Origin of the sequence: Paraburkholderia sp. 40 (genome assembly GCF_050434105.1) — a bacterium.
GTDB classification, from domain to species: Bacteria; Pseudomonadota; Gammaproteobacteria; order Burkholderiales; family Burkholderiaceae; genus Paraburkholderia; species Paraburkholderia tuberum.
Genome location: NZ_JBNPVY010000004.1, coordinates 4,379,532 through 4,406,183, shown reverse-complemented (window position 1 = coordinate 4,406,183; position 26,652 = coordinate 4,379,532). Strand labels below are relative to the sequence as shown.

Below are 26,652 nucleotides of genomic sequence, written 5' to 3'. Positions count from 1 at the left end.
AGATCGTGCGCGGGCGATTTTTGATCCGCTGCGGCGGGTTTCCACCAGTGCTACCATCGCTTAAAACCCGTCAATATGACGACCCCGGCCCCAGCATTCACGAGATGCCGGGGGCCAGAAAAGTTTTGGTGATCCCAAGCTGAAGTGGAGGAGTACACATAATGAATGCCCCGCTAGACGCAGGTCAGCGAGCCTCGCTCGAAGCCGCGTTGTCTTCCGTCACGCTCGACGACAAATACACCCTCGATCGCGGCCGCGCGTACATGAGCGGCATCCAGGCGCTGGTGCGTCTGCCGATGCTGCAGCAGGAACGCGACCGCGCCGCCGGCCTCAACACGGCCGGCTTCATCTCCGGCTACCGCGGATCGCCGCTCGGCGGGCTCGACCAGTCGCTGTGGAAAGCGAAAAAGCATCTGTCCGCGCATCAGGTCGTGTTCCAGCCCGGCGTCAACGAAGACCTCGCGGCCACCGCCGTGTGGGGTTCGCAACAAGTCAATCTGTACCCGAGCGCCAAATACGACGGCGTGTTTTCGATGTGGTACGGCAAGGGCCCCGGCGTCGACCGGTCCGGTGACGTCTTCAAGCACGGCAACTCGGCCGGCTCGTCGCGGCATGGCGGCGTTCTCGTGCTCGCCGGCGACGATCACGCGGCCAAATCCTCGACACTCGCGCATCAGTCCGAACACATCTTCAAGGCATGCGGGCTGCCGGTGCTGTTTCCGTCCAACGTGCAGGAATATCTGGACTTCGGCCTGCACGGCTGGGCGATGAGCCGCTACTCGGGCCTCTGGGTCGCGATGAAGTGCGTGACCGACGTGGTCGAATCGTCCGCATCGGTCGATATCGATCCGCACCGCACCAACATCATCCTGCCGGGAGACTTCGTGATGCCCGACGGTGGGCTGAACATCCGCTGGCCCGATTCGCCGCTCGTGCAGGAAGCGCGTCTGCTCGACTACAAGTGGTACGCGGGCCTCGCCTACGTGCGAGCGAACAAGCTCGACCGCGTCGAAATCGATTCGCCGCATGCGCGCTTCGGCATCATGACCGGCGGCAAAGCTTATCTAGACGTGCGCCAGGCGCTGACCAACCTCGGTCTCGACGACGAAACCTGCTCGCGCATCGGCATCCGGCTGTACAAGGTCGGCTGCGTGTGGCCGCTCGAAGCGCAAGGTGCGCAGGCCTTCGCACGCGGTCTCGACGAAATTCTGGTGGTCGAGGAAAAGCGCCAGATCCTCGAATACGCGATCAAGGAAGAGCTGTACAACTGGCCCGACGCGCAGCGCCCGCGCGTATTCGGCAAGTTCGACGAGAAGGACGGCGCGGGCGGCGAATGGTCGGTGCCGATGGGCAACTGGCTGCTGCCGGCGCACTACGAGCTGTCGCCCGCGATCATCGCGAAGGCGATCGCCACGCGGCTCGACAAGTTCGATCTGCCGTCGGATGTGCGCGCCCGCATCGCCGCGCGCATCGCGGTGATCGAGGCGAAGGAAAAGGCGCTCGCGCGGCCGGGCGTCGAAGTCGAGCGCAAGCCGTGGTTCTGCTCGGGCTGCCCGCACAACACGTCGACCAACGTGCCGGAAGGCTCGCGCGCGATGGCCGGCATCGGCTGTCATTACATGACGGTCTGGATGGATCGCAGTACCAGCACGTTCAGCCAGATGGGCGGCGAAGGTGTCGCGTGGATCGGCCAGGCGCCGTTCACGAACGACAAGCACGTGTTCGCCAATCTCGGCGACGGCACCTACTTCCACTCGGGGCTGCTCGCGATTCGCGCGGCGATCGCGTCGAAGGCAAACATCACCTACAAGCTGCTGTACAACGACGCGGTCGCGATGACGGGCGGCCAGCCGGTCGACGGCGTGCTGAGCGTGCCGCAGATCACGCATCAGCTCGCCGCCGAAGGCGCGGCGAAGATCGTCATCGTCACCGATGAGCCGGAGAAGTACGCGGCAAACGTCGGCCTTGCGCCCGGCGTCGACATTCACCACCGCGACCAGCTCGACGACGTGCAGCGTCAGCTGCGCGAGGTTCCGGGCACCACGATCCTGGTCTACGACCAGACCTGCGCGACCGAAAAGCGCCGTCGCAGGAAACGTGGCGCGTATCCCGATCCTGCACGGCGCGTCGTGATCAACGAAGCGGTGTGCGAAGGCTGCGGCGACTGCTCGGTGAAGTCGAACTGCCTGTCGGTCGAACCGCTCGACACTGAGTACGGCACGAAGCGCCAGATCAACCAGTCGACCTGCAACAAGGACTTCTCGTGCGTGAACGGCTTCTGCCCGAGCTTCGTCTCCGTTGAAGGCGGCCAGTTGCGCAAGCCGAAGGCGGCGTCGGGCGCCGGCGCCGAAATGCCGCCGGTGCCGGATCCCGAGTTGCCGTCCATCGACCGTCCGTACGGCGTTCTGGTGACGGGCGTCGGCGGCACGGGCGTCGTCACGATCGGCGCGCTGCTCGGCATGGCCGCGCATCTCGAGAACAAGGGCGTCACGGTGCTCGACGTCACCGGCCTCGCGCAGAAAGGCGGCGCCGTGATGAGCCACGTGCAGATCGCGAAGCAGCCCGCCGACATCCACGCGACCCGCATCGCAATGGGCGAAGCGAGCCTCGTGATCGGCTGCGACGCGATCGTCACCGCCAGCGACGAATGCGTGTCGCGGATGCACGCGGATCGCACGCGCGTCGTGCTGAACAGCGCGCACACGCCGACGGCCGAGCTGATCAAGAACCCGAACTGGCGCTTCCCCGGCAGCAGCACCGAAGCCGACGTGCGCGCCGCGGCCGGCGATGACAATGTCTCGACCGTCAACGCGAATCACTTCGCCGTCGCGCTGCTCGGCGACGCGATCTACACGAACCCGTTCGTGCTCGGCTATGCGTGGCAGCGCGGCTGGGTGCCGCTCACGCACGAGTCGCTGATTCGCGCGATCGAGCTGAACAACGTGCAGGTGGACAAGAACCGCGCGGCGTTCGAATGGGGCCGGCGTGCCGCGCACGATCTGGCTGCGGTACGCAAGCTCGCGCAAACGCAGGGGCGCGGCGATCCGGCCGACAGCGCGGGCGGCAAGATCATCGCGCTGCATACGCCGAAGGCGCTCGACACGCTGATCGACAAGCGCGCCGACTATCTGACCGCCTGGCAGAACCGTGCGTACGCGGAGCGCTATCGCGCGCTGGTGTCGCAGGTGCGGGCCGCGGAAGAAGCGCTCGATCCCGCCGACGGCCAAATGCCGCTGACCGAGGCGGTCGCGAAGAACCTGCACAAGCTGATGGCGTACAAGGACGAATACGAAGTCGCTCGTCTGTACAGCGACCCGGCGTTCATCGAAAAACTGAACGCGACGTTCGAAGGCGACTGGAAGCTGCACCTGCATCTCGCGCCGCCGACGCTATCGAAGAAGGACGCGCACGGCCATCTGGTGAAGAAGAAGTACGGCCCGTGGATGTTCCGCGCGATGCACGTGCTCGCGAAGCTCAAGTTCCTGCGCGGCACCGCGTTCGACGTGTTCGGCAACACCGGGGAGCGTCGCACCGAGCGCGCGCTGATCGGTGAATACGAGGCATTGGTGCGTGAGCTGATCAGTGGGCTGACTTCTCGGAAACGCGATCTCGCGGTCGAGCTCGCGAATCTGCCCGACGGCATCCGCGGATATGGGCATGTGAAGGAAAACAACCTGAAAGGCGTGCGCATCAGGTGGAACGAGCTGCTCGCGCGTTGGCGTTCGCCGGATGCGGGCAAGACGCAGCACGCGGCTTGATCGACTCTCCCAGCTGAACCGAAAAGCGGCGGTCTGCACGGACCGCCGCTTTTTTTCAGGCGCAAAAAAACGCTACGGAACCGGGGTTCCGTAGCGCTTCTGCCCAGGCCGCCGCGCGCGCGTTACTGCCGCGCCCGCGCCAACCTCACGTGATGCACGTTACTTCGCGTTCACCGACTTGCGCGCGTTCGCCGAAGCCACCGCCGTCATATTGATGATCCGGCGCACGGTCGCGGCCGGCGTCAGGATATGCACCGGCTTTTCCGCACCCAGCAGGAACGGCCCGACCGTCACACCCTCGCCGCCCACGACCTTCAGCAGGTTGTACGCGATGTTCGCCGCTTCGACGTTCGGCATGATCAGCAGATTCGCTTCGCCGGCGAGCGTCGTGCCCGGGAACGCGGCCTTGCGGATCGTCTCCGACAGCGCCGCGTCGCCGTGCATTTCACCGTCGATTTCGAGCGACGGCGCGCGTTGCGTGATCAGCTTGCGCGCCGCGGCCATGCGCTGCGACGACGACGACGGCGCGCTGCCGAAGTTCGAGTTCGACAGCAGCGCGACCTTCGGCGTGATGCCGAACTTCTCGATTTCGCGCGTGGCGAGCATCGTCATGTCGGCAAGTTGCTCGGCGGTCGGCACTTCGTTCACGTACGTGTCGCAGATGAACAGGTTACGGCCCGGCAGCATCAGCAGATTCATCGCGGCGAAGTTCTCGACGTCGTCGGCCTTGCCGAGCACCTGCTCGATGAAGTTCAGATGCGTGTGGTACTGGCCGATCATGCCGCAGATCATGCCGTCCGCTTCGCCAAGGCGCACGAGGATCGCGCCGATCAGCGTGTTGAACTTGCGCATCGCGGCCTTCGCGACGTCCGGCGTCACGCCTTCGCGCGCGCCGAGTTCGTGATAAGCCTGCCAGCACTTGTGATAGCGCGGATCGTCTTCCGGATCGACGATCTCGACGTCTTCGCCGCACTTGAGCTTCGAGCCCATCTTCTTCAGACGCATCTCGATCACCGACGGACGGCCGACCAGGATCGGCTTGGCGATCTTTTCGAGCAGCACGAACTGCGCGGCGCGCAGCACGCGCTCGTCTTCGCCTTCCGCGAACACGATGCGCGCCGGTGCCGACTTCGCCGCCGCGAACACCGGCCGCATCACCATGCCCGAGCGATAGACGGTCGCGCCGAGCTGTTCGCGGTACGCATCCATGTCCTGGATCGGGCGGGTCGCGACGCCCGAATCCATTGCGGCCTGCGCGACGGCCGGCGCGATCTTGATGATCAGGCGCGGATCGAACGGCTTCGGAATCAGGTATTCGGGACCGAATTCGAGCGAGTGGCCTTCGTAGGCCTTCGCGACTTCATCGCCCTGGTCGGTTTCCTCGGCCAGTTCGGCAATCGCGCGCACGCACGCAAGCTTCATATCTTCGGTGATCGTCGTCGCGCCGACGTCGAGCGCGCCGCGGAAGATGAACGGGAAACACAGCACGTTGTTGACCTGGTTCGGATAGTCCGACCGGCCGGTCGCGATGATGCAGTCCGGGCGCACCTTGCGCGCCTCTTCCGGACGGATTTCCGGCTCGGGGTTCGCGAGCGCGAGAATCAGCGGCTGCGAGCCCATTTCGGCGACCATCTCCGGCTTCAGCACGCCGGCGCTCGAGCAGCCGAGGAACACGTCGGCGCCGCGGATCGCATCGGCGAGCGAGCGCGCTTCCGTGTGCGCCGCATAGCGCTCCTTCGACGGATCGAGGTTGCCACGCCCTTCGTAGATCACGCCCTTCGAGTCGGCGACGAGAATGTTCTTCTTCGACAGACCGAGATTGACGAGCAGATCAAGACACGCAATGGCCGCCGCGCCCGCGCCCGAACAGACCAGCTTCACTTCGTCGAGCCTCTTGCCGACCACCTTGAGGCCGTTCAGGATCGCCGCTGACGCGATGATCGCGGTGCCGTGCTGATCGTCGTGGAAGACCGGAATCTTCATACGTTCGCGCAGCTTCTTCTCGATGTAGAAGCACTCGGGCGCCTTGATGTCCTCGAGGTTGATGCCGCCCAGCGTGGGCTCGAGCATCGCAATCGCCTCGACGAGTTTGTCCGGATCGGATTCGCTCAGCTCGATGTCGAACACGTCGATGTCCGCGAACTTCTTGAACAGACACCCCTTGCCTTCCATCACCGGCTTCGCGGCAAGCGGGCCGATATTGCCGAGGCCGAGCACCGCGGTGCCGTTCGTGATCACGCCGACGAGGTTGCCGCGCGACGTGTACTTCTGCGCGTCGAGCGGTTCCTCGTGAATTGCCATACAGGCTGCCGCCACACCCGGCGAATACGCGAGCGACAAATCCAGCTGGTTCGACAGCGGCTTGGTAGGCGTCACCGAAATCTTGCCGGGTTTCGGACTCTGGTGATATGCGAGAGCGCTTTGCTTGAGTTGTTCGTCCATTTCTAGGCCTGCGAGACGTAAGTGATTGGGCCCGGCGACACACATCGTTGCAGCGCTTTCATCTGTCGGACGGATAGCCGACCGAGGCGGTTCTCGCACGCGCCCGGTCAGGCGCGACGGCGTACCTCGACGAAGACGGGACGATGTGGAGTGCTTCGCGGGTCGATCAGTGTACACCCCGGACGTGTCGATGCACTGAGTGGTTAACAGGACTCGCCATTAGCGAAACAGACGCTCAGGACGCTGCGTCGCCACGACCCGGCCGTGCTTTTCCGCCACGCGGCGGGGCGCTATGCGGGCCGCATGGTCCACGCATTCGCAGTATTCGAAGCGATTGAAGGACGCGCTTCGTCGACGCGGTCAGTCGAGTTCGGCGCCGCGTCGCTCAGGAATCAGAAACAGGGTCGCGAGGATGTCGAGCAGGTAAATCGACGCCAGTAGCGCGAGCGCCGCGCCGAACGAGTAGCGCGCCGCCAGCGCGCCCACGACGACCGGCCCAAAGCCGCCCACCGCGCGACCCGCGTTGAACAGCACGTTTTGCGCGGTGGCGCGCGCATCGGTTGGATAGAGCTCCGAAATCAGCGCGCCGTAGCCGCCAATCATGCCGTTGACGAACACTCCCATCGCCGCGCCGCCGATCAGCAACGCCATCGGCGCCGTCAGTTGCGCATAGACGAACACCATGACGACGGCGCCCGCCTGGTAGAACAGGAACGTCGGCTTGCGGCCGAAGCGGTCGGCGGCGATGCCGAATAGCCAGATGCCGGCCGCCATGCCGAGAATCGTCGCGGCGGTCCACAGCCCCGATTTGGTCAGCGAATAGCCGAAGGTCTTCGACAGATAGCTGGGTAGCCAGATCATCAGCCCGTAATAGCCGAAGTTCTGCACCGAGCACAGGATCGTGACGCCGAGGCTCGCGCGCGTCGTGCGTCCATCGACGAACAGCAGTTTCAGCGGCAGCTTGCGCATGCCGCGCGCGACGCGTTGGTTGAAAATCGCCGGCTCCTCGACGCGGCGCCGCACGAAGAACGACACCGCCGCCGGCAGCAGCCCGAGCGCGAACATGCCGCGCCAGCCGATCACCGGCAGCAGCAGCGGCGTCAGCAACGCGGCCGCCAGCACGCCAAGCTGCCAGCCGAGCCCGACATACGACGACACCCGCGCCCGCTGCGACGCCGGCCACGCTTCGGCGACCAGCGTCATACCGATGCCGAATTCGCCGCCCAGCCCGATCCCGGCGATGGTCCGATAGATCAGCAGGTCCGTGTAGCCTTGCGCGAGCGCGCACAGGCCGGTGAACACCGCGAAGATCAGGATCGTCCACGTCAGTATGCGCACGCGGCCGAAATAATCGCTGAGCACGCCGAAGAGCACGCCGCCCGCCACCGCACCGATGAGCGTCCATGTGACCAGCGCGCCGGCCTGCGAGGAACTCAGATGCAGGTCGGCGGCGATCACCGGCAGCATGAAGCCGAGAATCAGCAGATCGAAGCCGTCCATCGCATAGCCCAGCACCGACGCAAGCAGCGCGCGGCCCGCATAGCCCGGTTCGACGGCGGAGCGGGTTTCGGACGTGGAGGCGGAGGCGGGTGGAGCGGCGTTCATTGAAAGCATTCCGTAGGTCTGAAGGCGGCTGCGTGGGAAGCGTCCCGGGAAAGTCGCGTGAGTGTAAAGGCGGCCTCACCCGGTCACAAGACATGCGCGCGCCAAAGCGCCCGCCGGCTGCACCGCCGCGCACGACGGCCTCCTCGGTGCGACCCATTTCAGGTAAAATAGCGGCCCACGCGCGCAGCAAAAGCCGGTCTGTGCTCTTCCCCCGGCCGCGTATCCCGCCCAGCATGGCGCGGCATACCCCGCTTGCTGCGCCACCGGGCCCAGCGCCCGCTTCTCCCCCGCTCACTCCGAAGGATCCGCCCATGACAGGCTTCGATCGCCAGACGATCTCCGACACCACCGCCAAGATGCTGCTCGAAGTGCAAGCAGTGCATTTCAACGCGGAGAAACCGTATATTTTCACGTCCGGCTGGGCGAGCCCGGTGTATATCGACTGCCGCAAGCTGATCTCGTATCCGCGTGTGCGCCGCGGCCTGATGGAAATGGCCGAAGCGACGATCCTGCGCGACGTCGGCTATGAGCAGATCGACGCGGTCGCCGGCGGCGAAACCGCGGGCATCCCGTTCGCGGCATGGCTGTCCGACCGCCTGATGGTGCCGATGCAGTACGTGCGCAAGAAGCCGAAGGGTTTCGGCCGCAACGCGCAGATCGAAGGTCTGCTGACCGAAGGCCAGCGCGTGTTGCTCGTCGAAGACCTGACGACCGACAGCCGCAGCAAGATCAACTTCATCAACGCGCTGCGCACCGCCGGCGCGACGGTGAACCACTGTTTCGTGCTGTTCCACTACAACATCTTCAAGGAAAGCGTGTCGGTGCTGAAAGACATCGACGTCGATCTGCACGCGCTCGCCACATGGTGGGACGTGCTGCGCGTCGCGAAGCAGAACAACTACTTCGACACGAAGACGATCGACGAAGTGGAAAAATTCCTGCACGCGCCGGCCGAGTGGTCCGCTGCACATGGCGGTGCGACGTCTACGCCGCAATAAAGCCATCGCGGTAAGGCAGTGACAATAAAAACGTAGCCGCTTTATGCGGATTGAATGAAAAAGCCGCCTGTTTCGCAACAGGCGGCTTTTTTATCGCCGATTGTTTATCGCCGATTACCCGGCGGACGAACCGAGGCCCGATATCAGGACTGGTTCGCGATGTCCCTACTCGAGTTCGACGAAAGATTCAGCAAACCATTGCTCTGCGCATACTGGAATAGTTGGGAGTCTCGATCGATTCCGAGCTTGCGCATGGCCGCGTTTTTTTGTGTGCTGATCGTCTTGATGCTGCGATTCAAACGCTCCGATATTTCCTTGATCGTCATACCCGATACGAACAGGCGCACGACTTCGAGTTCGCGCCGCGACAGCTTCGAGTCGTCGCGCTTGCCGGCTGAATTGACCCGCAACCCATCGAGCACCGCCTTCACCGACGGACTCATATAGGTCATGCGACGGCCCACGTGTTGTACCGCAAGCGCAATATGGCTGAGATCGTCCGATTTGTTCACGACCGACGTCACGCCAAGTTCCTTGAGCCGTTTGAGCAATGCGGCGTTCTCGAGCATGGTGAGCACGACGATCGGCAGATTCGGGAAATTGCGGCGCAAATAGTCGATGAGTTGCAAGCCGTCGCCGTACTGACCGCCCGGCATGGCCAGGTCGGTGACGAGCACGTCGCATTCGGTGGATTGCAACATTTTGATAAGTTCAGTCGACTGCCTTGCGCGCCCAACGACTTGCATACCGGGAAATTTGAGCAGCGCATTTTCAGCGCCAAACAGAATAACCGGATGATCGTCTGCCACCACGACCCTGAGTGAAACTTGCATCGTCCTCCTCTGGACGGATAAACCGGTCTCCACAACTTCTAACACTGCTTTTGACGCTCGCTATTTAAACGAGTCAAATGCAGTAAGGGTCGCGCGACAACCCCCTTACTATAGCTGATTTCCTGTCTGCGAATTCCGCGGCACGCGAACATATTGCGTCGCAGAGCTAATCAGCGCTGATGTTAGACTTGATTCGACCTTGGGGCACAATTCAGGACAACGACAGTCGCGAGGACCCGCGCCTCGCGCCCTTACAGGAGAACCGGCATATGCGCGTGCGTTGCCTGGTTGTTTCGCTGGCTACATCTTGGCGGCATCGATCGCTCGCCGTCGGCGCGATGCTCGCGCTATTCGCAGCGCATAGTGCCGGTGCGCGGGCCGACGAGCCGTTCACGCTGACGAGCGCGAGCGTGCGCGCGGGCGGCACCGTGCAGAATGCGCAGGTGTTCGACCGGAACGACTGCAAGGGCGGCAACCGTTCACCGCAGCTCTCATGGCGCGACGCGCCGGCCGGTACGCGCGGCTTCGCGATCACGATGTTCGACGAGGACGCGCCGGGGCGCGGCTGGTGGCACTGGGCGGTCGCGGGCATCCCCGCCACGGTCGACAGCCTGCCCGAGAATGCGAGCTCGTCCGGTTTCCTGCGCAAGCTCGGCGCGGTCGAAGCGCGCAACGACTTCGATACCGACGGCTATGGCGGCCCGTGCCCGCCGCCCGGCAAACCGCATCGCTATATCATTACCGTGTACGCGCTGAACTCGGCCGATCTGCGTCTCGCGCAAGGACGTCCCTCGTTGATGTTCGATCACGAGATCGGCACGGCCGCGATCGGCAGCGCGCGGCTCGAGGTCAATTACGGGCGCTAGTGGCGGCCGCCGCGGTCGTGATGGGGCGCCGCCGCGCCGCATCGCCTGGCTTGCGCCGTTCGCCTTCCCGATCGCTTTGCTGGAGCACTTCATGTCGAAGATCGTCATCGTTTATCACAGCGGCTACGGCCACACGAAGAAGGTCGCCGAAGCCGTGCTCGCGGGCGCGCTGGAAGTCGGTGCGCAGGCGAAGATGATCCCGGTCGGCGACCTCGACGACGCCTCGTGGGACGAACTCGCCGCCGCCGACGCGCTGATCTTCGGTGCGCCGACCTACATGGGCGGCCCGTCGGCCGACTTCAAGAAGTTCGCCGACGCCAGTTCGAAACCGTGGTTCGCGCAGGCGTGGAAAGACAAGATCGCAGCCGGCTTCACGAACTCGGCGACGATGAACGGCGACAAGTTCTCGACTATCCAGTACTTCGTCACGCTGGCGATGCAGCACAGCATGATCTGGGCCGGCACCGGCATGATGCCGTCGAACACGAAGGCGGCGACGCGCAACGATCTGAACTTCGTCGGCGGCTTTACCGGACTGCTTACGCAATCGGCGGCCGATGCGTCGCCCGACGAAGCGCCGCCGCCGGGCGATCTCGAAACCGCGCGCCTGTTCGGCGCGCGCATTGCGGGCGTCACCGCGCGCTGGATCGCGCCGCGCGGCTAGCGGCTAGCGGCGCGCGGCTAATGGCTGAACGGCGTCGAAACGACGTCGCGGCTCATCTGCGGTTCATCTTCGGTCATCAGCCGCATTCGTCGCGCAACGGGTCACGCCAACGTCACGTTGCGCGCGCATCGTCGTTTTTTCGCGCTGCACCGCACGGTCGCGGCGATGACGTCTTAAAATAACGTTCCGGCGCGGCGTCGCGCCCCGTTTCCAGCGAGTGAGATCGAGATGAGCACGAAAGTTTTTGTCGACGGACAGGAAGGCACGACCGGCCTGAAAATTTTTGAATACCTGTCGCAGCGCGCCGACGTCGAAATCCTGCGTATCGAAGAAGCGAAGCGCAAGGACCTGGACGAGCGCCGTCGTCTCATCAACGCGTCGGACGTCACGTTCCTGTGTCTGCCCGATGTCGCCTCGCGCGAGTCGGCCTCGCTCGTCGAGAACGACCGCACGGTGCTGATCGACGCGAGCACCGCGTTCCGAACCTCGCCCGACTGGGCCTACGGCCTGCCCGAGCTGGCTCGCTCGCAGCGCGAGCGCCTGCGCACCGCCAAACGCATCGCCGTGCCGGGCTGCCACGCCTCGGCGTTCGTGCTCGCGATGCGCCCGCTCGTCGAAGGCGGCGTCGTCGCGCCCGAGTTCGCCGCGCACGCCTATTCGATCACTGGCTACAGCGGCGGCGGCAAGAAGATGATTGCCGACTACGAAGCCGGCGGCAACGACAGACTCAAGAGCCCGCGCCCGTACGCGCTCGGCCTCACGCACAAGCACCTGCCGGAAATGGCCACACATACGGGCCTGAAGTCGGCGCCGATCTTCACGCCGATCGTCGGCGACTTCTACAAGGGCCTCGCGGTCATCACGTACTTCTCGCCGGGCCAGCTCGCGAAGAAGACGACGCCGCAGGACGTGCAGGCTCAGTTCGCCGAATACTACGCGGGCGAAGCGTTCGTGCACGTCGCGCCGTTCAACGCCGACGCGAGTCTCGACAACGGCTTCTTCGACGTGCAGGCGAACAACGACACCAACCGCGTCGACCTGTTCGTGTTCGGCAACGAAGAGCGCTTCGTGACCGTCGCGCGGCTGGACAATCTCGGTAAGGGCGCGTCGGGTGCGGCGATCCAGTGCATGAATCTCGCGATCGGCGCGGCAGAAGGCACCGGTTTGAAACGCTAGGCGAGTCGACCCGCATCCGCGGTGCCACAAAAAAGCCGGTCTTTGCAGACCGGCTTTTTTCTTTTAAAGCCCGCTCATTAAAATTGATACAAAACATTTCTGCCTGGTAGTCGTCCGAATTACCTGAAATAAAAATCGGATTGCTCATTCGAGACGGTAATTAATTCCTCGTAATCGCATCGCGCCGCATTGTTTTCCGCATAGGGAAACTCCGAATTTTTTTGCGAACGGGCGTGCCAGCATGATAGAGCCTTTTTGCCGGGACGCTTGTCCAGCAAAGGTATGCAGCGAAACAACGATGCCGCGTTCAGCGTGAAAAATCCTTTTCCGTTTAAAAGGACCGCGCATACCCGTGCAGTGCGCGCGCGCTGAAATTCGTGCTGTTTGAATCGATATTTTTAGATTGCCACTTCAATTGACAGCGAATAAATGCACAGCAAAATGACTCCGCACAATTAAATAAAGGGAGACAGCAGCATGTCGCACGGCATAACTCGCGGCCTGGCAATGGCTATTGCCACAGCACCTTTTCTTATCGCTTGCGGCGGCGGCAAAGCCGACAATCCGAACCCCGTCACACCGGCGCAATGCTCGGGCGCGAGTTGCGGTACGCAAGGCGCGCCGATGCCCCGCGCTAGCACGGCAACGCTGTGCCCCGACACCGCGGCCCTCGTCAAAAGCACTTACCTCGGTGGCGCCGGCAGCGGCGAAATCGTTCAGCTGAATATCGACGCGACCGCGATGACCTACACGCTGAAGTGGCTCGAGTCGCCGATTCCGCTCACCAGCGCGAGCGTCTCCGTCACACGCAGGGGCACGCAGATCACGGGCGCGGTGATTCACCCGCCCACCGGCATGCTGCCGACCGCCGAGCAGACACGCTGCGCGTTCATTCTCGGCGCGGGCACCGGCACCGCGTCGGACGGCACGACCTACACGACGCCCGACTTCGTCGACAACCCGAACCCGCCGATGATCCTGATCGGCAAGGGCGTCGCGGGCGGCGGGATTCCGGGCGCGACGATCCAGTATGCAGGCACACGCTGCTGCCCGGCGTTCCCGCCATCGGCGCGGTCAACCAGCGGCACTTCGACTTCTATCCGTTCCTCGGCTTCGCGAGCACGACTACCGACATCACGAAGCTTCCCGGCACCTACAACGCGCTGCTGTACCACCTGTCGCCGACCGCGAACTACGAAACAGTCGCCTCGAACGCCGTCGAAACCTTCGACGCGAGCGGCAACTGCACGTCATCGAGCGCGGCCGGGTGTCTGAGCACCGGCAACGCGTTGACGCTGAACAGCAACGGCTATTTCGACAGCGCCAGCCCGCCGCAGATCGTGCCGGGCACCGGCGCCACCAGCAATCCGATGCGCACCGGCAAGTACGGCACCGCGCACATGATCCTCGGCCAGCTCAACGGCGCGACGGTCCCGCTCGTGGTCCGCACCGGCTTCGTCGAGACGAGCAACCTGATCTCCCCGCAGGTCGACGACGAATCCGGCATCGCGATGCTCGCCGCGGCGACGCCGCTCGCCTCGGGCGGCTTCGATGGCGGTTACGTCGGCGCGGATTCGAACTTCAAGGACACGGCGACGCTGGTCCAGGGCGCGGTCGCGACATTCATCAAGCCGTCGACGTCGGCCGCGGAAAGCTCGGTCGGTTTGAGCTATGGCGCGTCGAGCCCCGGTCTCATCAACGTGCGGGACGGCACCGGCAACACCGGTCTCGCGATCGCGTCGGGCGGACTGTACGCGACCGTGATTCAGGGCGAAGAAAACGGCGGGATCACGTCGACTCGTGGGCGCCGATGTTCAACGCGGGCCTTGCGTACAACATCACCGAGCACTGGGGGCTCGTTGCGTCGGTCACGTATATCCCGCTGAAGACGACGTCGTCGGTCATCATCAAGGCGGCCGATGGGACAGAGCTTGGCGTGTCGAAGGCGGATCTGAGCGCAAACCCGATCATTTCCTTCCTGGCCGTGTCGTATAAGTTCTGAATTTGATTTTCCGCGGTCGCGGCGCCGCTTTGGGCGCGCGGCGAATTCCGGGCAAAAAAAAGCCCACCTATGTTGGCGGGCTGAATCCATATCAGAGGAGACATGGAGGAGACAAGACGAACTATAGCAGACCGCTTGGTGCGTTGCAACATGCAAATTAGGGTTGACCCTCAATGTTGCAGACATACAACGGTCGCATTGGTACGGCCCAGTTTTCCCTTGTCTGCCGACACGCGCGGTGCTTAGTGCCTCACCAGCGCCATCATCGCGCCGAAACCGACGAACACACCGCCCGTCAGCCGGTTGAACACCCGCGCGACGCTGCGGCTCTTCAACCTGGCGCCGATGCGCGTGCCAAAACCCGCATACAGCAGATACCAGCTGACCTCGATCGACGCGAACGTCGCGAGCAGCACGCCGAACTGCGGCAACTTCGGCTGGGTTGCATCGATGAATTGCGGCAGCAGCGCGGCCGCGAACAAAATCGCCTTCGGATTGCTGCTTGCGACCAGAAAGCCGTTGCGAAATAGCGCGAAGCGCGAGCGCGCGGGCCGGGCTGTCAGGTCGTCGACGTTGTGCGCGGCGGTTTCGTCGGCCGGCGCGCGCCATGCCTTGATGCCCAGATAGACGAGGTAGGCCGCGCCGATCATGCGCAGTGCGTTGAACATGGTCGGCCATGCCGCCAGAAACACGCCGAGCCCCGCCGCCGATACCGCCAGCATCAGCACCAGCGCCGACAGACAACCGGCCATCGTCGCGCTTGCGCGACGCAGGCCGTGCTGGGCGCCGTGCGTCATCACGAGCAGCATGTTGGGACCGGGAATCGCGGAAACGACGAAAACAGTGGCGGCGAACAGCCACCAGGTATGCAGAGTCATCGAAATCGGGTGTCGGGGGATCGGGTGGCTATTATGCCTTGCCGCCCAGCGCGACTCATGCGGCCACGTCGCGTCGATCGCTTGCGTCCGGCGATCGACAGCGCCGTCAGCGGCCGGCCCGGCGCGTCGCGACCTGACCCAGCACCGCGAAATCCTTCTCGCCGTCGCCGTGCGCGATCGCCTCGATCAGGCTGTCGCGAACCACGCTCGCGACCGGCATCGGCGTCGTCACCGCATCGGCGGCGGCGAGCGCGAGGCGCACGTCCTTCAGTCCCAGACGCGCCTTGAACAGCGCCGGCTCGAAGCGCTGCTCGGCGATCAGCTTGCCGTAGCCCGAGTACACCGGTCCCGGAAACAGGCCGCTCGTGATCACGTCGAGGAAGTCCTGCATCGCGAGGCCGTGGCCCGTCACGAGCGCGGCCGCTTCGCCGAGCGTCTCGATCGCCGCGCCGAGCATGAAGTTCGCGGCCAGCTTCATCACGTTCGCCTGCTGCGGCAGCGAGCCGATGCGCCAGGTCTTCTGGCCGAGTGCGTCGAAAATCGGCTGGATCCGGTCGATCGATTCGGCCGGGCCGCCCGCGACGATCGTCAGCTTGCCCGCGGCCGCGACGTCGGGCCGCCCGAGCACCGGTGCGGCGACGTAATGCACGCCGCGCGACGCGTGCGCGGTCGCCAGCTCCTCGGCGAGCGCCACGGAAATCGTCGCCATATTCGCGTGGATCAGCCCGCGCGGCGCATGTTCGAGCAACGACGCGGTGATGATTTCGCGCAGCGCGGCATCGTCGGCGAGCATCGAGAACACGGCGTCGCCCGCAAACGCTTCAGCCGGCGTCGCGACGACTTGCGCGCCCAGCCCGGCCAGCGGCTGGGCCTTTTCCGGTGAGCGGTTCCACACGCGCACCTGGTGCCCGGCTTTCAGAATGTTTGCAACCATCGCGGCGCCCATCTCGCCGAGACCGATAAAACCGATGTCCATCTATTGCTCCGTCTTCTAAAGAACCCGAAGTAGAGCACACTCATGCGACAAGCGCAGGACAACCCGCAACCCGAGCGGTGCGATACTGCAGGCATGGTCACCGCGACATTCCGCTTCTACGAGGAGCTGAACGACTTCATCGCCCGGCCGCTGCGCCGGCGCGCGTTCACCTGCGTCTGCGCGCGCGGCGCAACGACCAAGCACATGATCGAAGTGCTCGGTGTGCCGCATACCGAGGTCGAGCTGATACTGGTGAACGGCGACTCGGTCGGTTTCGATCATCCGCTCGCCGACGGCGACCGCGTCGCGGTCTATCCGAAATTCGAGGCGCTCGACATCCAGCCGCTGCTGCGCGTGCGCGAGCGGCCGTTGCGCGTGATGCGCTTCATCGCCGATGCGCATCTCGGCGGCCTCGCGCCGCTTCTGCGGCTTGCGGGCTTCGACACGCTGTACGACAACCACTTTCCCGACGCCGATATCGAGGCGCTCGCCGCCGCGCAGCAGCGCATCGTGCTGACGCGCGACCGCGAGCTGCTCAAACGCCGCAACATCACGCATGGCTGCTACGTGCGCGCGCTGCGGCCGCGCGAGCAGTTGCGCGAAGTGTTCGAACGACTCGATCTCGCGCGCAGCGCGCAACCGTTTCGGCTATGCCTCGTATGCAACGCGCCGCTGCGACGCATCGCACGCGAGGAAGCCGGCCCGCGCGTGCCGCGCGGCGTGCTGCAGCGGCACAGCCGCTTCGTGACCTGCGATGTATGCGGACGCGTGTTCTGGGAAGGCACGCATTGGCAGAGGATGCGCGCGTTGATGGACAGCGTCTCCGCCAGCGCGCCGGACCGTGTCGGCTGACGCCCCGCGCTTGCGTACAATGCGGGTTGATCTATTTGGCAGGGGCCTTTCCGATGGCGATGAAAAAAACCGACCTTGAAAAGAACAAGGCGCTGAAACTGGGCAACGCGATGAAACAGACGACCGCGAACCGCGGTGGCAAGAACGCGGCGACCGAGCCGAAGATCGACCGGCGCGAGCAGCGCAAGCTCGATCAGGCGCAAGGCCTCGTCCCGTTTGCGTGCAAGCTCAACGGCGAGCTGGTGGAGGAGCTGAAAACGCGCGCCGCCAGTCATCCGGACGGCCTGAACGGGCTGCTGGATGAAGTGATCCGGCGCGGGCTCGCGGGCTGATCTTCCCGCGCACAAAATCCGCCGCAAAAGCAAAAAGGCCAGAGCGCGAGCTCTGGCCTTTTTGCTGGCAACACATCTGCCGCCACCGGCTGCACCGACCAGCAAACGGTGCGCGGCGCAGCGCTATGTCGCGCCCAACGAGCGCGCGTTGGCTTAGTTCTGCGCGCCCTTGTCGTTCGTGCCAGCGGCCGAAGCTGCGGCGGAAACCGGGGCTTTCTTGCCGTGGGTCTTCAACTGCTTGATGTGGTGCTTCTTCGGTGCGCTTGCCGCTGCCGCGGGGGCGGCATCCGATGCCTGCGCGAAAGCCTGAACGGAAACGAGTGCGATCGAAGCGGCTGCGAGCGAGACGATAACTTTTTTCATGTGTTGATCCCCAAACCAGACGACTGAGTCAATGTGAATGAATACAGCTGCACGGTAGAGCGGCTGGACTTCGAGGTGCCTTGTGCTCCCCGCGGGAGAGTATTACCCAAGCGTAGGCGGTTTGTCATGCGCAAAACTCGATATGTATTTTCCGGGAGACAGCCTGCTTTCAGCCTGCTTTCATCTACCCGCAAGCCGCAGCGGGGACCCTACCAGGTCCCCGTGAAGCCGCCGCCCGCGCGCCTCGCCGACCGCTTCGCGGCGCTCAAACCAGGTTCCGCAGCAGGCTTGCGGTCTCCTGCAGCGCCGGCAAAACGCGGTGCAGCGCGGCGTTCGCCGACTCCTCGCCGATCGGCATGCTGACGCTGATCGCCGCGACCACCGTACCGTGCCGGTCGCGCAGCGGGACCGCGACGCCGCGCACACCGATCTCGAGCTGCTGGTCGGTGACCACGTAGCCGTTGCGGCGGATTTCGCCAAGCACTTCTCTGAGCCGTTCGACGGTCGAATAGGTGTACGGCGTGAAAACCTTGATCGGATACGACGCGAGCCACGGGTCGATGCTGTCGGGCGGCTGGAACGCGAGCAGCACGAGCCCCGCCGACGATAACGGTGCCGGCGCGCGCGAGCCGGTCACGAAGCCGACCGCCATCGCCCGATTCACACCGTTGCGCGCGACGTAGACGACGTCGTGTTCGTCGAGGATCGCGACCAGCGCGGTTTCCTGCACGGTCGCGGTGATCCGCTGCAGGAACGGTTGCACCGTGCGCGGCAGCCGCGCCGAATCGAGGTAAGACTGGCCGAGCCGCAGCACGCGCGGCGCGAGCCAGAACAGCTTGCCGTCGGTGTCGACGTAGCCGAGCTCGCGCAGCGTCAGCAAATAGCGGCGCGCAGCCGTGCGCGACAGGCCGGCGCGCGCGGCGACCATCGTTGGCGTCATGCGCGCGTGCTCTTCGTCGAATGCTTCGATGATCGCGAGCGCCTTCGCGGCGCCCGCGATCCAGTCCTTGTCGTCCATGTCGTTTGCTCGTGGAAGGAGCGGGGGATCGCGGTCCGGTCCGCAAGTCGCTTGATCACCGCGATCCGCAGGCCGACGACCGCACGGCCGTTGCGCGATTATCGCGCGACTCGCAGGCTTTGCCTGACCGGTGGGCGACGCCCGCGTATCATGTGAGCGATTCCTTACCGGCTGAGCACCGCGTGGCGCGCATGCGCGGCTTCCCAGCGCGATCCCAAGACAAATCAGAAGAGATCTTGAATCCCGATACCCGCCAACACCTGCGCGCGAACGTGCTGATGCTGATCGCCGCGATGATCTGGGGCTCCGCGTTCGTCGCACAGCGACTGAGCCTCGATACGATCGGCCCGTTCCTGTTTACCGGCTTGCGCTTTCTGCTCGGCGCGCTCGTCGTGCTGACGATGATCGTCTGCGTGCGCCGCCCGGCGCTCGCCGAGCTGACGAAGGGCGCGCCCGGCGGAGCCCGCGAACTGCTTGGTGCGGGCGGGCTGCTCGGCGTCGTGCTGGCCGTGTCGATCTCGCTGCAGCAGATCGGCCTGCAGTACACGAAGATCGCGAACGCGGGCTTCATCAGTTCGCTGTATGTGGTGATCGTGCCGCTGCTCGGCGTGCTGTTTCGCCACCCGACTGGCCTCGGTACGTGGCTTGGCGCGCTACTGGCGGCCGTTGGCATGTACTTCCTGAGCGTCGACGAGCACTTTTCGATGCTGTACGGCGACTGGTATCAGCTCGCCGGGGCGCTGGTGATTTCCGCGCAGATGATGCTGGTCGGCCGCTTCGCGGCGCGCCACGACACGCTGATGCTCGCACTCGCGCAGTTCGTGACCTGTGGGCTCGTGTGCCTGTCGATCGGCCTTGCCATCGAGCCCGTTAGCGCCGCGGTAATTGCGCGAGCCGCGCCGACGATCGCATACGGCGGTGCGTTATCGGTGGGCGTCGCGTATACGATCCAGGTGGTCGCGCAGCGCTACGCGGCGCCCTCGCATGCGGCGGTGATTTTCAGCATGGAAGGCGTGTTCGCGGCGTTCGCGGGCTGGCTCGTCCTCGGCGAAACGCTGACGACTCGCGCGTTGTTCGGCTCCGCGCTGATGCTCGCGGGATTGATCGTTTGTCAGATACTGCCGGGCTGGAAACGCGCCCGGCAGCGTGCGCCGCAGGTGATGTGATTTACAGCGTTATAAAACGATTCGACGCCAACGCTCGGTGCAGGATGCGCGCCGGCAGGCGTCTTGCCCCTTCGCCCAACTATGCCGCGCGCGGATGAGCGAATGGGCTCGGCGTATCGGCGGTTGGCGGAAACACGCACCAGCAGCCGTCGTCGTGGCGAAAGAAGAACAAACCCCGCCCGCCCTGTTCCGGCGACGTCTCCACCCGTACATAGCGCCGCCCGCCCGCGCGTGTGCGGCTGAACTCCGTCACATGAACCGGCTCGGCCGGCGATGGCGAAAGCCACTTCTCGACCAGAAACCGCAACGACTGTTCGCTCGCGGCTCTCATGATCTGCTCCGGAACAGCTTGTCGCGCTGCGCATCGCGCGCGGACTCGGGACTGTCGTCGTCGCGGGTGGCGTCGCCGTTCTCGGCGGCCTCGGCGGCTGCCAGCGCCATCACCCGACTGGTCGCGGCCGCGCGCAACGAACTGCAATGGGCCGCATGTCGAAGGTCCGACAGAAGACGGACTAGCTGTCGTGCTGATCTGCGTTTCATACATCCCCCGCACTGCACCAGAAACCTCACAAAGCACTTTAACTCTATGCCGGATTGTTCGCCGGGCAAATGGTTTTGACAAAATAGCAACAGTTGCGCTTGCAATAAGAAGGCGCGCAATCTTCGTACCGAGTTATCAATGTGCGCGTTCGGTGGGCGGAAATCTGTGCGTTGGCGAGCCCTTCGCGTCGCGAACAGTCGATGCGGGAGCAACGGGAAGTGTCGGTCGGAGGCGTGGTTATCCACAGCGACTTCTGAATAACTTGGGGATAGCGCGACGAACAGCCTGTGCGCGAAATCTTGATAAAGATCAGGGTCGGCTAATGGTGTTCGAACTTATCCCAGTTATGTAGTTTTTCTACCGACGTGTTCCGCAGGGTTATAGGTTTCGGATGATGTTGAAGCGGCGCGACATTTGCGACTTATCCACAGAATCGGTTACCCCTTGTTAACTACTACTACGTATGTATACGTATCAAGTAAACACCATAAGGTGAATATCGCTGCGCGCCTGAATCAGAGGCTGATCGGATCTTGATCAGCCTCGATGCGAAAGCCGCTGCGCCGCTGTCACGGCACCAGAGGCGCCGTGCCGCTCGCGGGTTCGATCGCTGCAGCCTGGCCAATCGGGTCGGCGGGTTGGACCGGCGAGGATGTCGACGGTGTCGTCAACGGAACCGGTGCGGGCGCGGTTAACTGCACTGGCGCGGGCGCTGACTGGACCAGCTGAGCCGCAGCTGGTGGCGTCACGGCGACAGGCTTGTCGGTCGTCAGTTGGGCGAGCGCTGGTGACGTCGTCTGAACCGGCACGGTCGGCGTCGCTCGAACTGCAGCGGAAGTGGTCGCCGCTACCGGCTCGGGCACCGGCTCCGGGATCGTCAGTTGAAGCGGCGCTGCTACCGGCATCGGCAGCGTCCGCGTCTCGATCGGGCTGCTCGTCACCGGCTGCGTGCGCACGACCGTCTGCAAGTAATGATCGACGAGACCGAAAAAGCGGTCATAGAACTTGCCCGACGGAATCGTCTCGCTCGAGATCTTCACCATCGCGTCGCTATTGGAGCGAATCGGCAGGGACAGCGAACCGAGCACGCTGAGCCCGACGCTCGCCGACGTATCGCTCTTCTTCAATGCGAAGCCGTTCTGCACCGCGTTCACGTACACGATACTGGTATCGGCCGCCTCTTCGCCGGGCGTGCACACGACGTGAAATTCGACGACCACGTGCGAATCGCCGGTCGGCTGAAAATTCTTCGTGCCGTCGACGGTATCGGGACGCGACATCGTCGTCAGATAGCCTTGGCTCAGCAATGCGCGGCGCGCGGCTTCGCAGCTATCGCCCGTACTCGAATTGAAATTGCGCGCGTACGGGCTTGCGCCGGTTTCGAATAGTTCCTGAGTGAATTTGGGTTGCGGCGTGCTGCTGCATGCCGTGAGCGCGACCAGCCCGAACAGGGCCGCGGCGGTTGTGCGGGAAAAGGGGTTCTGCATGATCAGTTGCGAGAAGCGCCTCGTGAGCGCGAATGGAAATGCATTGTAGAGCGGGCAGCGTCACGTGCGTAACAAGCGTGCAAGGTGCAGCCCGGACCCTATTACAGCGGGGAACAGGGCGTCAACTTGAAGCACGCCGCCGCGCCCTCGCAGTGCATACGGGCGAAAATGCGAGAAGAGACCGCGCGTGCGTGCCTAGTTCGACGTCGTGCGCGTCGAGCCAATCGTCGTGGCCGAAGTCGACCCAGAGGTCGCGGCCGACGATGCCCCGGCTGCCCCGCTCGCGGCGGGTGCCGCGGATGCAATGAGCGCCGCCGGCACGCTGAACGCGTCGGCCCACGGGTTCGCGCTGGCGCAACGATCCGCCTCGCACGACGCGGCCCGCCCAGCGGCCCCGGAAGCGCCGTCAGCGGGTGTCGCAACCGCCGCGAAATCCTCCACGCGCAGATTCACCTTCTGCGCATAGGCCTTCGAGCCGCCATAGCTCTTGAGCGCGGTATTCAGATCGCCGTTCGCCGAGCGCATGTAGCCGTACAGAATCGCCGAGCCCGCTTCGATGTTCGCGCCCGGCTCGGTCAGATCCTTCACGTTGCGCAGCAGCCCGCGGTGCGCCTGCGGCACGACCTGCATCAGCCCCGTCGCGCCATTGGCGCCGCGGGCTTTTTCCTTGAAGCGGGATTCGATCGAGATGATGGCGAGCAGCAGCGCCGGAGGAAGGGAGTATTTGTTGGCGGCGGATTGCACCGCGTCGGAGATCTTTTGAGCCTTTTCTTTGCCCACACCGAACTTCTGCGTCAGGTACGCCGATATTCGGTCGGTGTTTTCGTCGGCCGCCGCGGTTTGCGCGAGGCCGAGCGAAAGCACGATCAGGCAAAGTAACCGGCTCATGGTGGACGTCGGAGGAAGCAAAGATCCGCGCATTATAGCGCCGCTGCATCGGGCGGCGCCTTTCCTCGGCAATTTTTGTCTTTTAAATCAAGGGTGACCGAAACTCGTCCCGCTTTCCGATGCGTTCATTTGACCGCTTTTAACTTCAGGTCATAGCCGTCGCTCAGCGTCGCGAGGAACGCGGCGACGTCGTCGATATCACGCTCGGACCAGACCGGACGCTCGCCCGTTTTGCGCGTCAGCGGCTCGTCGGTCGTATCGACGTTCACGCGCAGTGCGACCGGCAGATCGTTGAATTTGTCGACTTTGCCGTGCGCATCCCTTGGATACCACTTGTCCGGGTTCGTATCGCGTTGCACGTAGAAACGCAACGCCTCTTTCAGCGTGTGGAAGCGACCGTTGTGAAAAAACACGAGACGCGTCGCGGTATTGCGCAGCGATACCGACTTGAACAGTCCACAGTTCGGCCTGTCGCTCTGATCCGTACGCAATGGTCCGCACAGGCCCATGTCGAAATACTTCGGATCGGCGTTGACCTTCAGTTCAGAGTTGCGCGGCACGCCAAGCGCCTGAAAGTTGAAGTCGGTGAAAAGCGGATGAGCGCCGTTCACGCCCGACTGGTCGATATGACAGGATGCGCAATTGCCGCCGGCAGGGTCGTCGAACAGTTTTTTGCCGCGCAACTCTTGTGCAGTTAGTTGCACTTTCCCGTCCAGGTAGTAGTCGAACCTGCTCGTGTACGGATGAAAACTCGGGTCTTCAAGCTCGAAGCGCTCGATCGCGTACATCGCCTGGGTAAACGCCTTGGTCGGATCGGCAAAAATGTTCTGGCCGAATACTTCCTTGAAGCGCGCAGCGTATGGCGCGCGCTGCATCTTCGCGAGCAATGCGGCCGGATCCTTATTGGCCATCTCGTTCGGATTGAACAGCGGGAAGTTCGCCTGATCGTGCAGATAGTTGAAGCGCCCGTCCCAGCCGAAGCCGCCGACCGGCGCGTTGTCCGTTTCGCTGAGCCGCTCGGACAGGCTCGCCGCCTGCGCATGCGTCCAGATCGGCGTACGGTTCAGCACATAGCGCAGGCTCGGCACCGCGCGCGTGCCCTGCTGATGCAAGTCCGCGCCGCCCAGCTGCGCGGCGAGGCCGTTGGGCGGCCCGTACGCGTGCTCGGGACTGTGGCAGCTCGCGCACGACATCTTGCCCGAGGCCGACAGCGCCGGATCGAAGAACATCAGTTTGCCGAGCGCGGCGGCGTCGCTATAGACGGGCTGCGCATCGGCGGATGTCGGTGTCGCATTCGACGCAACAGCGGGCGCCGCACCGGCGCCCCCCAGTAACGCGCCGCCCATCAGGGCGGCGAGCGCTATCCGACGCGCGCTCGCGCGCGTCGGATAGCGCATGACAGAAGACAGCATCGAGTCTTTTACAGGTTCGTGAAGATGTCGCTGCCGAACCCCACCAGACCGGCCTGTCCCGCATAACCGAGGTGGTCCAGCTGGAAGATGTCCTCGATGCTCTTCAGCATCGAATAGTGGTTGTACGGCACCGTGGACACCGTGCCCGGCTTGATGAACTTCGAGAGCATCACGGCGCCGGTCTGGTCGCCGCCGTAGCTCGACTTGGTCAGGTTGATCGTGATGCCGTGATAGGCGAGCGACGAAGTCTCCGGGAACGACGGCAGGTTCGGGCCGGGTTGCTGGCTACAGCAGGTCGTGCCGGCAAATATCAGATCCTCGCCCGACGCGGACTGCGTGACTGTCGCGTAGCTGCTTTCGTCGAAGTTGATGATCAGCAGGCCATCCTTCTGGAACGCCGGCGATGCGGTAATGATCGGCACCCACTTCTGCAGGAACGTGTTCGCGCTCGTCAGGCCGCCCGGCTGGCCGTTCACGCAAGGTGCGTCGTGGCCATCGTCACACAGGTTCGGCGTGATCAGGTTGAAGTTCGCCGTGGTCGAGACCGATTGCAGATCGTTCTGCAGGTTATTCAGATTGACGACGTGCTGTCCGCAGTCCGGCGAATCGATGATCGAGTGGAAGTACATGAACGGATTGTGGCGCGTCGCATACTGGTCGCCGAGCGGCACGGCCGCGCTCGGCGCTTCGGCCGACTGCGTGAGGTCCGTCGTGTTCAGCGTCGGATGGCCGCAGGTGGCGGCTTCGCGCGACGGATCGTTGCCCATGTCGCCTTCATAGCCCTTCCACGTATAGCCCGCTGCCTTCAGCTGGTCCGGCAACGTCTTCACGCTCGCCGGATACACGCAGCCCGAGCCGATCGCCTGGCCATCGGACGTCATGCCGGTCAGCTTGAAGTCCTGATAGGTGATGCAGTCGTTGTCGGTCTCGTTGGTCGGCGACTGGCCGCTGATCATCGAGATGTAGTTGTCGAGACTCACGTGGCCCGTGCCGTAGTACTGCTGCACGAGCGCGCCTTGCGATGCCAGTGTTTGCGCGAGATACGGCGCTTTGGTGTTGGCGCCGAATGTGGTCGCGTAGTTTTCGTTTTCGAGCGTGATCACGAAGACGTGGCGAATCTGCTGCTGTCCGGTCAGTTGCAGCCCGCCGGACGAAGAAGACGAGCCGCAGGCGGCCACGATCAAAGCGATTAAAGCCGCGCAAGCGGCCATGATGAATGCGCGTAGCCCAATGCGGTGTGACATGTTCGTTGCCCTCTGTTGCTGTCTTTTTGTTGCCCTGTGGGGAATGCGGTTTTATTTGCGGGCAGACTTTATGGAGCGCCTATGATATTGCCGTGAAAGTTGACGTTAGTTCACCGATAAAACCATTGGCGAACCAGCGGGTTGCCGACTCGATTCACGCTTCGCGCCGATTTGAGACAATGCGCGTCGGCCGCGCGCATCGTTGCGCGCCGCCTCAACGAACAACCGATTTTTCAGCTATGAGCAAGACCGCGTTTATTCCCAGCGTCCCCGGCACGTCGGAGGACGACTTCGAGATTTCGGCGAGCGCGAAAATGGCCGGCTACCGGCGCTTCGTCGGCGTATTGAAGGTGGTGCGCACGACCGACAGCCGCGTGCTGTTTCCATTCGATGGCGCGCCCGAACTGGGCCCACACGCGAGCCGACTCGAAGCGCTCGCGGCCGCGCAGGTGTATGGCGAACACATCGTCGCGAGCGATCTGGCGCGGCCGGAGTTGTAGGATTCGTCGATCGCCCGGCGATATGCCGATACGCGAAAAATGCGGGTGGGTCAGCGCACGCGTACCCGGTTTGCCGCGCCGGCCCCCGCACGCGCGGCGAGCACCCCACCGAGCACGCCGCCGACATGGCTCTGCCACGACACATCCGGATAGATCGGCAGTACGCCGAACAGCAGGCTGAGACCGTAGCTGCTGACGACGACCAGGGCCACGAGGATCGACACGAGATTGCGCGTGTAGTAACCACGCGCAACCAGGTGACCCGCATAGCCGAACACCAGCCCGCTCGCGCCGATATGCACGGAATACGGCGCGCCGAATAGCCACGCGCAAAGACCGGCGCCGAGCATCGCGCCGATGGTCGCGCGCCAGAAGCCGGCGATGTTCGGCCACGTACACAGCCAGCCGAGTACGACGAGCCCGCTCGTGTTGGCGGCGATGTGTCCGACGCTCGCATGCAGCCACGGCGCGAACAGGATGCCCTGCAAACCGTCGAGCGAACGCGGCACGACGCCGTGTTCGTTCAGATGCAGGAACGGCAACGCAACCGACAGAAAGAACACCGCCCACATCGAACCGACGAACAGCGCGATTAGCGTAAGCGCCTCATCTCGGCCGTTCTCTAAGCAGCCATAAATGGAGGTAATTTGG

General features: G+C 63.9%; 22 protein-coding genes and 2 pseudogenes. 11 read left to right on the top strand and 13 right to left on the bottom strand.

Features of this window, described 5'->3' with window-relative positions; all coding sequences use genetic code 11:
* The first annotated feature begins 161 nt into the window (after window positions 1-161).
* A complete protein-coding gene (locus tag OKW28_RS42235; protein ID WP_429454266.1) occupies window positions 162-3,758 on the top strand; it encodes an indolepyruvate ferredoxin oxidoreductase family protein in 3,597 nt (1,198 codons plus the stop codon).
* A gap of 159 nt (window positions 3,759-3,917) precedes the next feature.
* Here OKW28_RS42235 and OKW28_RS42230 read toward each other — a convergent pair whose 3' ends face one another.
* Both OKW28_RS42230 and OKW28_RS42225 read right to left on the bottom strand, forming a co-directional pair.
* Window positions 3,918-6,200, bottom strand: a complete 2,283-nt coding sequence (locus OKW28_RS42230) for an NADP-dependent malic enzyme (protein ID WP_429454264.1) — start codon at window positions 6,198-6,200, stop codon at window positions 3,918-3,920.
* Window positions 6,201-6,560: 360 nt separating this feature from the next.
* Window positions 6,561-7,805, bottom strand: a complete 1,245-nt coding sequence (locus OKW28_RS42225; protein WP_429454262.1) for an MFS transporter — start codon at window positions 7,803-7,805, stop codon at window positions 6,561-6,563.
* A 311-nt stretch (window positions 7,806-8,116) separates the two neighbouring features.
* Between OKW28_RS42225 and OKW28_RS42220 the strand changes: the two genes are divergently transcribed.
* Window positions 8,117-8,803 carry an orotate phosphoribosyltransferase gene (locus OKW28_RS42220; RefSeq protein WP_018418686.1) on the top strand — a complete coding sequence of 229 codons (687 nt, stop codon included), beginning with the start codon at window positions 8,117-8,119 and terminating at the stop codon, window positions 8,801-8,803.
* A gap of 143 nt (window positions 8,804-8,946) precedes the next feature.
* Here OKW28_RS42220 and OKW28_RS42215 read toward each other — a convergent pair whose 3' ends face one another.
* The gene (locus OKW28_RS42215; RefSeq protein WP_429454260.1) at window positions 8,947-9,636 is read right to left on the bottom strand and encodes a response regulator; all 690 of its coding nucleotides are present in this window, start codon (window positions 9,634-9,636) and stop codon (window positions 8,947-8,949) included.
* A 269-nt stretch (window positions 9,637-9,905) separates the two neighbouring features.
* Between OKW28_RS42215 and OKW28_RS42210 the strand changes: the two genes are divergently transcribed.
* The 5 genes and pseudogenes from OKW28_RS42210 to OKW28_RS42190 form a co-directional block, all read left to right on the top strand.
* The gene (locus OKW28_RS42210) at window positions 9,906-10,502 is read left to right on the top strand and encodes a YbhB/YbcL family Raf kinase inhibitor-like protein (protein ID WP_429454639.1); all 597 of its coding nucleotides are present in this window, start codon (window positions 9,906-9,908) and stop codon (window positions 10,500-10,502) included.
* 91 nt (window positions 10,503-10,593) lie between these two features.
* On the top strand, window positions 10,594-11,166 hold the full coding sequence (locus tag OKW28_RS42205; protein ID WP_429454258.1) for a flavodoxin family protein: 573 nt from the start codon (window positions 10,594-10,596) through the stop codon (window positions 11,164-11,166).
* A 228-nt stretch (window positions 11,167-11,394) separates the two neighbouring features.
* Entirely contained in the window at window positions 11,395-12,342 is a 948-nt protein-coding gene (gene argC, locus OKW28_RS42200) for an N-acetyl-gamma-glutamyl-phosphate reductase (RefSeq protein WP_429454256.1), read from the top strand.
* A gap of 477 nt (window positions 12,343-12,819) precedes the next feature.
* A pseudogene (locus OKW28_RS42195) lies at window positions 12,820-14,228 on the top strand (DUF2957 domain-containing protein).
* A pseudogene (locus OKW28_RS42190) lies at window positions 14,141-14,344 on the top strand (OmpW family outer membrane protein); the annotation flags it as partial. The pseudogenes OKW28_RS42195 and OKW28_RS42190, both read left to right, overlap by 88 nt.
* Before the next feature lie 242 nt (window positions 14,345-14,586).
* Here OKW28_RS42190 and OKW28_RS42185 read toward each other — a convergent pair.
* A complete protein-coding gene (locus OKW28_RS42185) occupies window positions 14,587-15,222 on the bottom strand; it encodes a LysE family translocator (RefSeq protein WP_429454254.1) in 636 nt (211 codons plus the stop codon).
* 106 nt (window positions 15,223-15,328) lie between these two features.
* Entirely contained in the window at window positions 15,329-16,198 is an 870-nt protein-coding gene (locus OKW28_RS42180) for an NAD(P)-dependent oxidoreductase (RefSeq protein ID WP_429454252.1), read from the bottom strand.
* 93 nt (window positions 16,199-16,291) lie between these two features.
* Here OKW28_RS42180 and OKW28_RS42175 point away from each other — a divergent pair, with 93 nt between their 5' ends.
* Window positions 16,292-17,050 (top strand): Mut7-C RNAse domain-containing protein, encoded by a 759-nt coding sequence (locus OKW28_RS42175; protein WP_429454637.1) that lies wholly within the window; start codon window positions 16,292-16,294, stop codon window positions 17,048-17,050.
* Between the two features lie 53 nt (window positions 17,051-17,103).
* A complete protein-coding gene (locus OKW28_RS42170) occupies window positions 17,104-17,382 on the top strand; it encodes a hypothetical protein (protein WP_429454250.1) in 279 nt (92 codons plus the stop codon).
* A 153-nt stretch (window positions 17,383-17,535) separates the two neighbouring features.
* Here the strand turns inward: OKW28_RS42170 and OKW28_RS42165 are convergent, their stop codons facing one another.
* Together OKW28_RS42165 and OKW28_RS42160 are read right to left on the bottom strand one after the other, a co-directional pair.
* Complete coding sequence (locus OKW28_RS42165; protein WP_184009037.1) at window positions 17,536-17,745, bottom strand: hypothetical protein; 210 nt, start codon at window positions 17,743-17,745, stop codon at window positions 17,536-17,538.
* 265 nt (window positions 17,746-18,010) lie between these two features.
* Window positions 18,011-18,763, bottom strand: coding sequence for an IclR family transcriptional regulator domain-containing protein (locus OKW28_RS42160; protein WP_018418696.1), 753 nt, complete (start codon window positions 18,761-18,763; stop codon window positions 18,011-18,013).
* Between the two features lie 236 nt (window positions 18,764-18,999).
* Here OKW28_RS42160 and OKW28_RS42155 point away from each other — a divergent pair, with 236 nt between their 5' ends.
* The gene (locus OKW28_RS42155; protein WP_429454248.1) at window positions 19,000-19,929 is read left to right on the top strand and encodes a DMT family transporter; all 930 of its coding nucleotides are present in this window, start codon (window positions 19,000-19,002) and stop codon (window positions 19,927-19,929) included.
* A gap of 79 nt (window positions 19,930-20,008) precedes the next feature.
* Here OKW28_RS42155 and OKW28_RS42150 read toward each other — a convergent pair whose 3' ends face one another.
* The 5 genes from OKW28_RS42150 to OKW28_RS42130 form a co-directional block, all read right to left on the bottom strand.
* The gene (locus OKW28_RS42150) at window positions 20,009-20,260 is read right to left on the bottom strand and encodes a hypothetical protein (RefSeq protein ID WP_184034717.1); all 252 of its coding nucleotides are present in this window, start codon (window positions 20,258-20,260) and stop codon (window positions 20,009-20,011) included.
* A 779-nt stretch (window positions 20,261-21,039) separates the two neighbouring features.
* Window positions 21,040-21,957: a DUF2242 domain-containing protein gene (locus OKW28_RS42145; RefSeq protein WP_429454246.1), complete on the bottom strand. Its 918-nt coding sequence runs from the start codon at window positions 21,955-21,957 to the stop codon at window positions 21,040-21,042.
* 195 nt (window positions 21,958-22,152) lie between these two features.
* Window positions 22,153-22,845 carry a lytic transglycosylase domain-containing protein gene (locus tag OKW28_RS42140; RefSeq protein WP_429454244.1) on the bottom strand — a complete coding sequence of 231 codons (693 nt, stop codon included), beginning with the start codon at window positions 22,843-22,845 and terminating at the stop codon, window positions 22,153-22,155.
* A 125-nt stretch (window positions 22,846-22,970) separates the two neighbouring features.
* The gene (locus OKW28_RS42135; RefSeq protein WP_429454242.1) at window positions 22,971-24,257 is read right to left on the bottom strand and encodes a cytochrome-c peroxidase; all 1,287 of its coding nucleotides are present in this window, start codon (window positions 24,255-24,257) and stop codon (window positions 22,971-22,973) included.
* Between the two features lie 8 nt (window positions 24,258-24,265).
* On the bottom strand, window positions 24,266-25,501 hold the full coding sequence (locus OKW28_RS42130; protein WP_429454240.1) for an alkaline phosphatase family protein: 1,236 nt from the start codon (window positions 25,499-25,501) through the stop codon (window positions 24,266-24,268).
* Between the two features lie 239 nt (window positions 25,502-25,740).
* Here OKW28_RS42130 and OKW28_RS42125 point away from each other — a divergent pair, with 239 nt between their 5' ends.
* Complete coding sequence (locus OKW28_RS42125; RefSeq protein ID WP_429454238.1) at window positions 25,741-26,001, top strand: DUF6723 family protein; 261 nt, start codon at window positions 25,741-25,743, stop codon at window positions 25,999-26,001.
* A gap of 50 nt (window positions 26,002-26,051) precedes the next feature.
* Here the strand turns inward: OKW28_RS42125 and OKW28_RS42120 are convergent, their stop codons facing one another.
* Complete coding sequence (locus tag OKW28_RS42120) at window positions 26,052-26,573, bottom strand: rhomboid family intramembrane serine protease (RefSeq protein ID WP_429454236.1); 522 nt, start codon at window positions 26,571-26,573, stop codon at window positions 26,052-26,054.
* Between the last annotated feature and the right edge of the window lie 79 nt (window positions 26,574-26,652).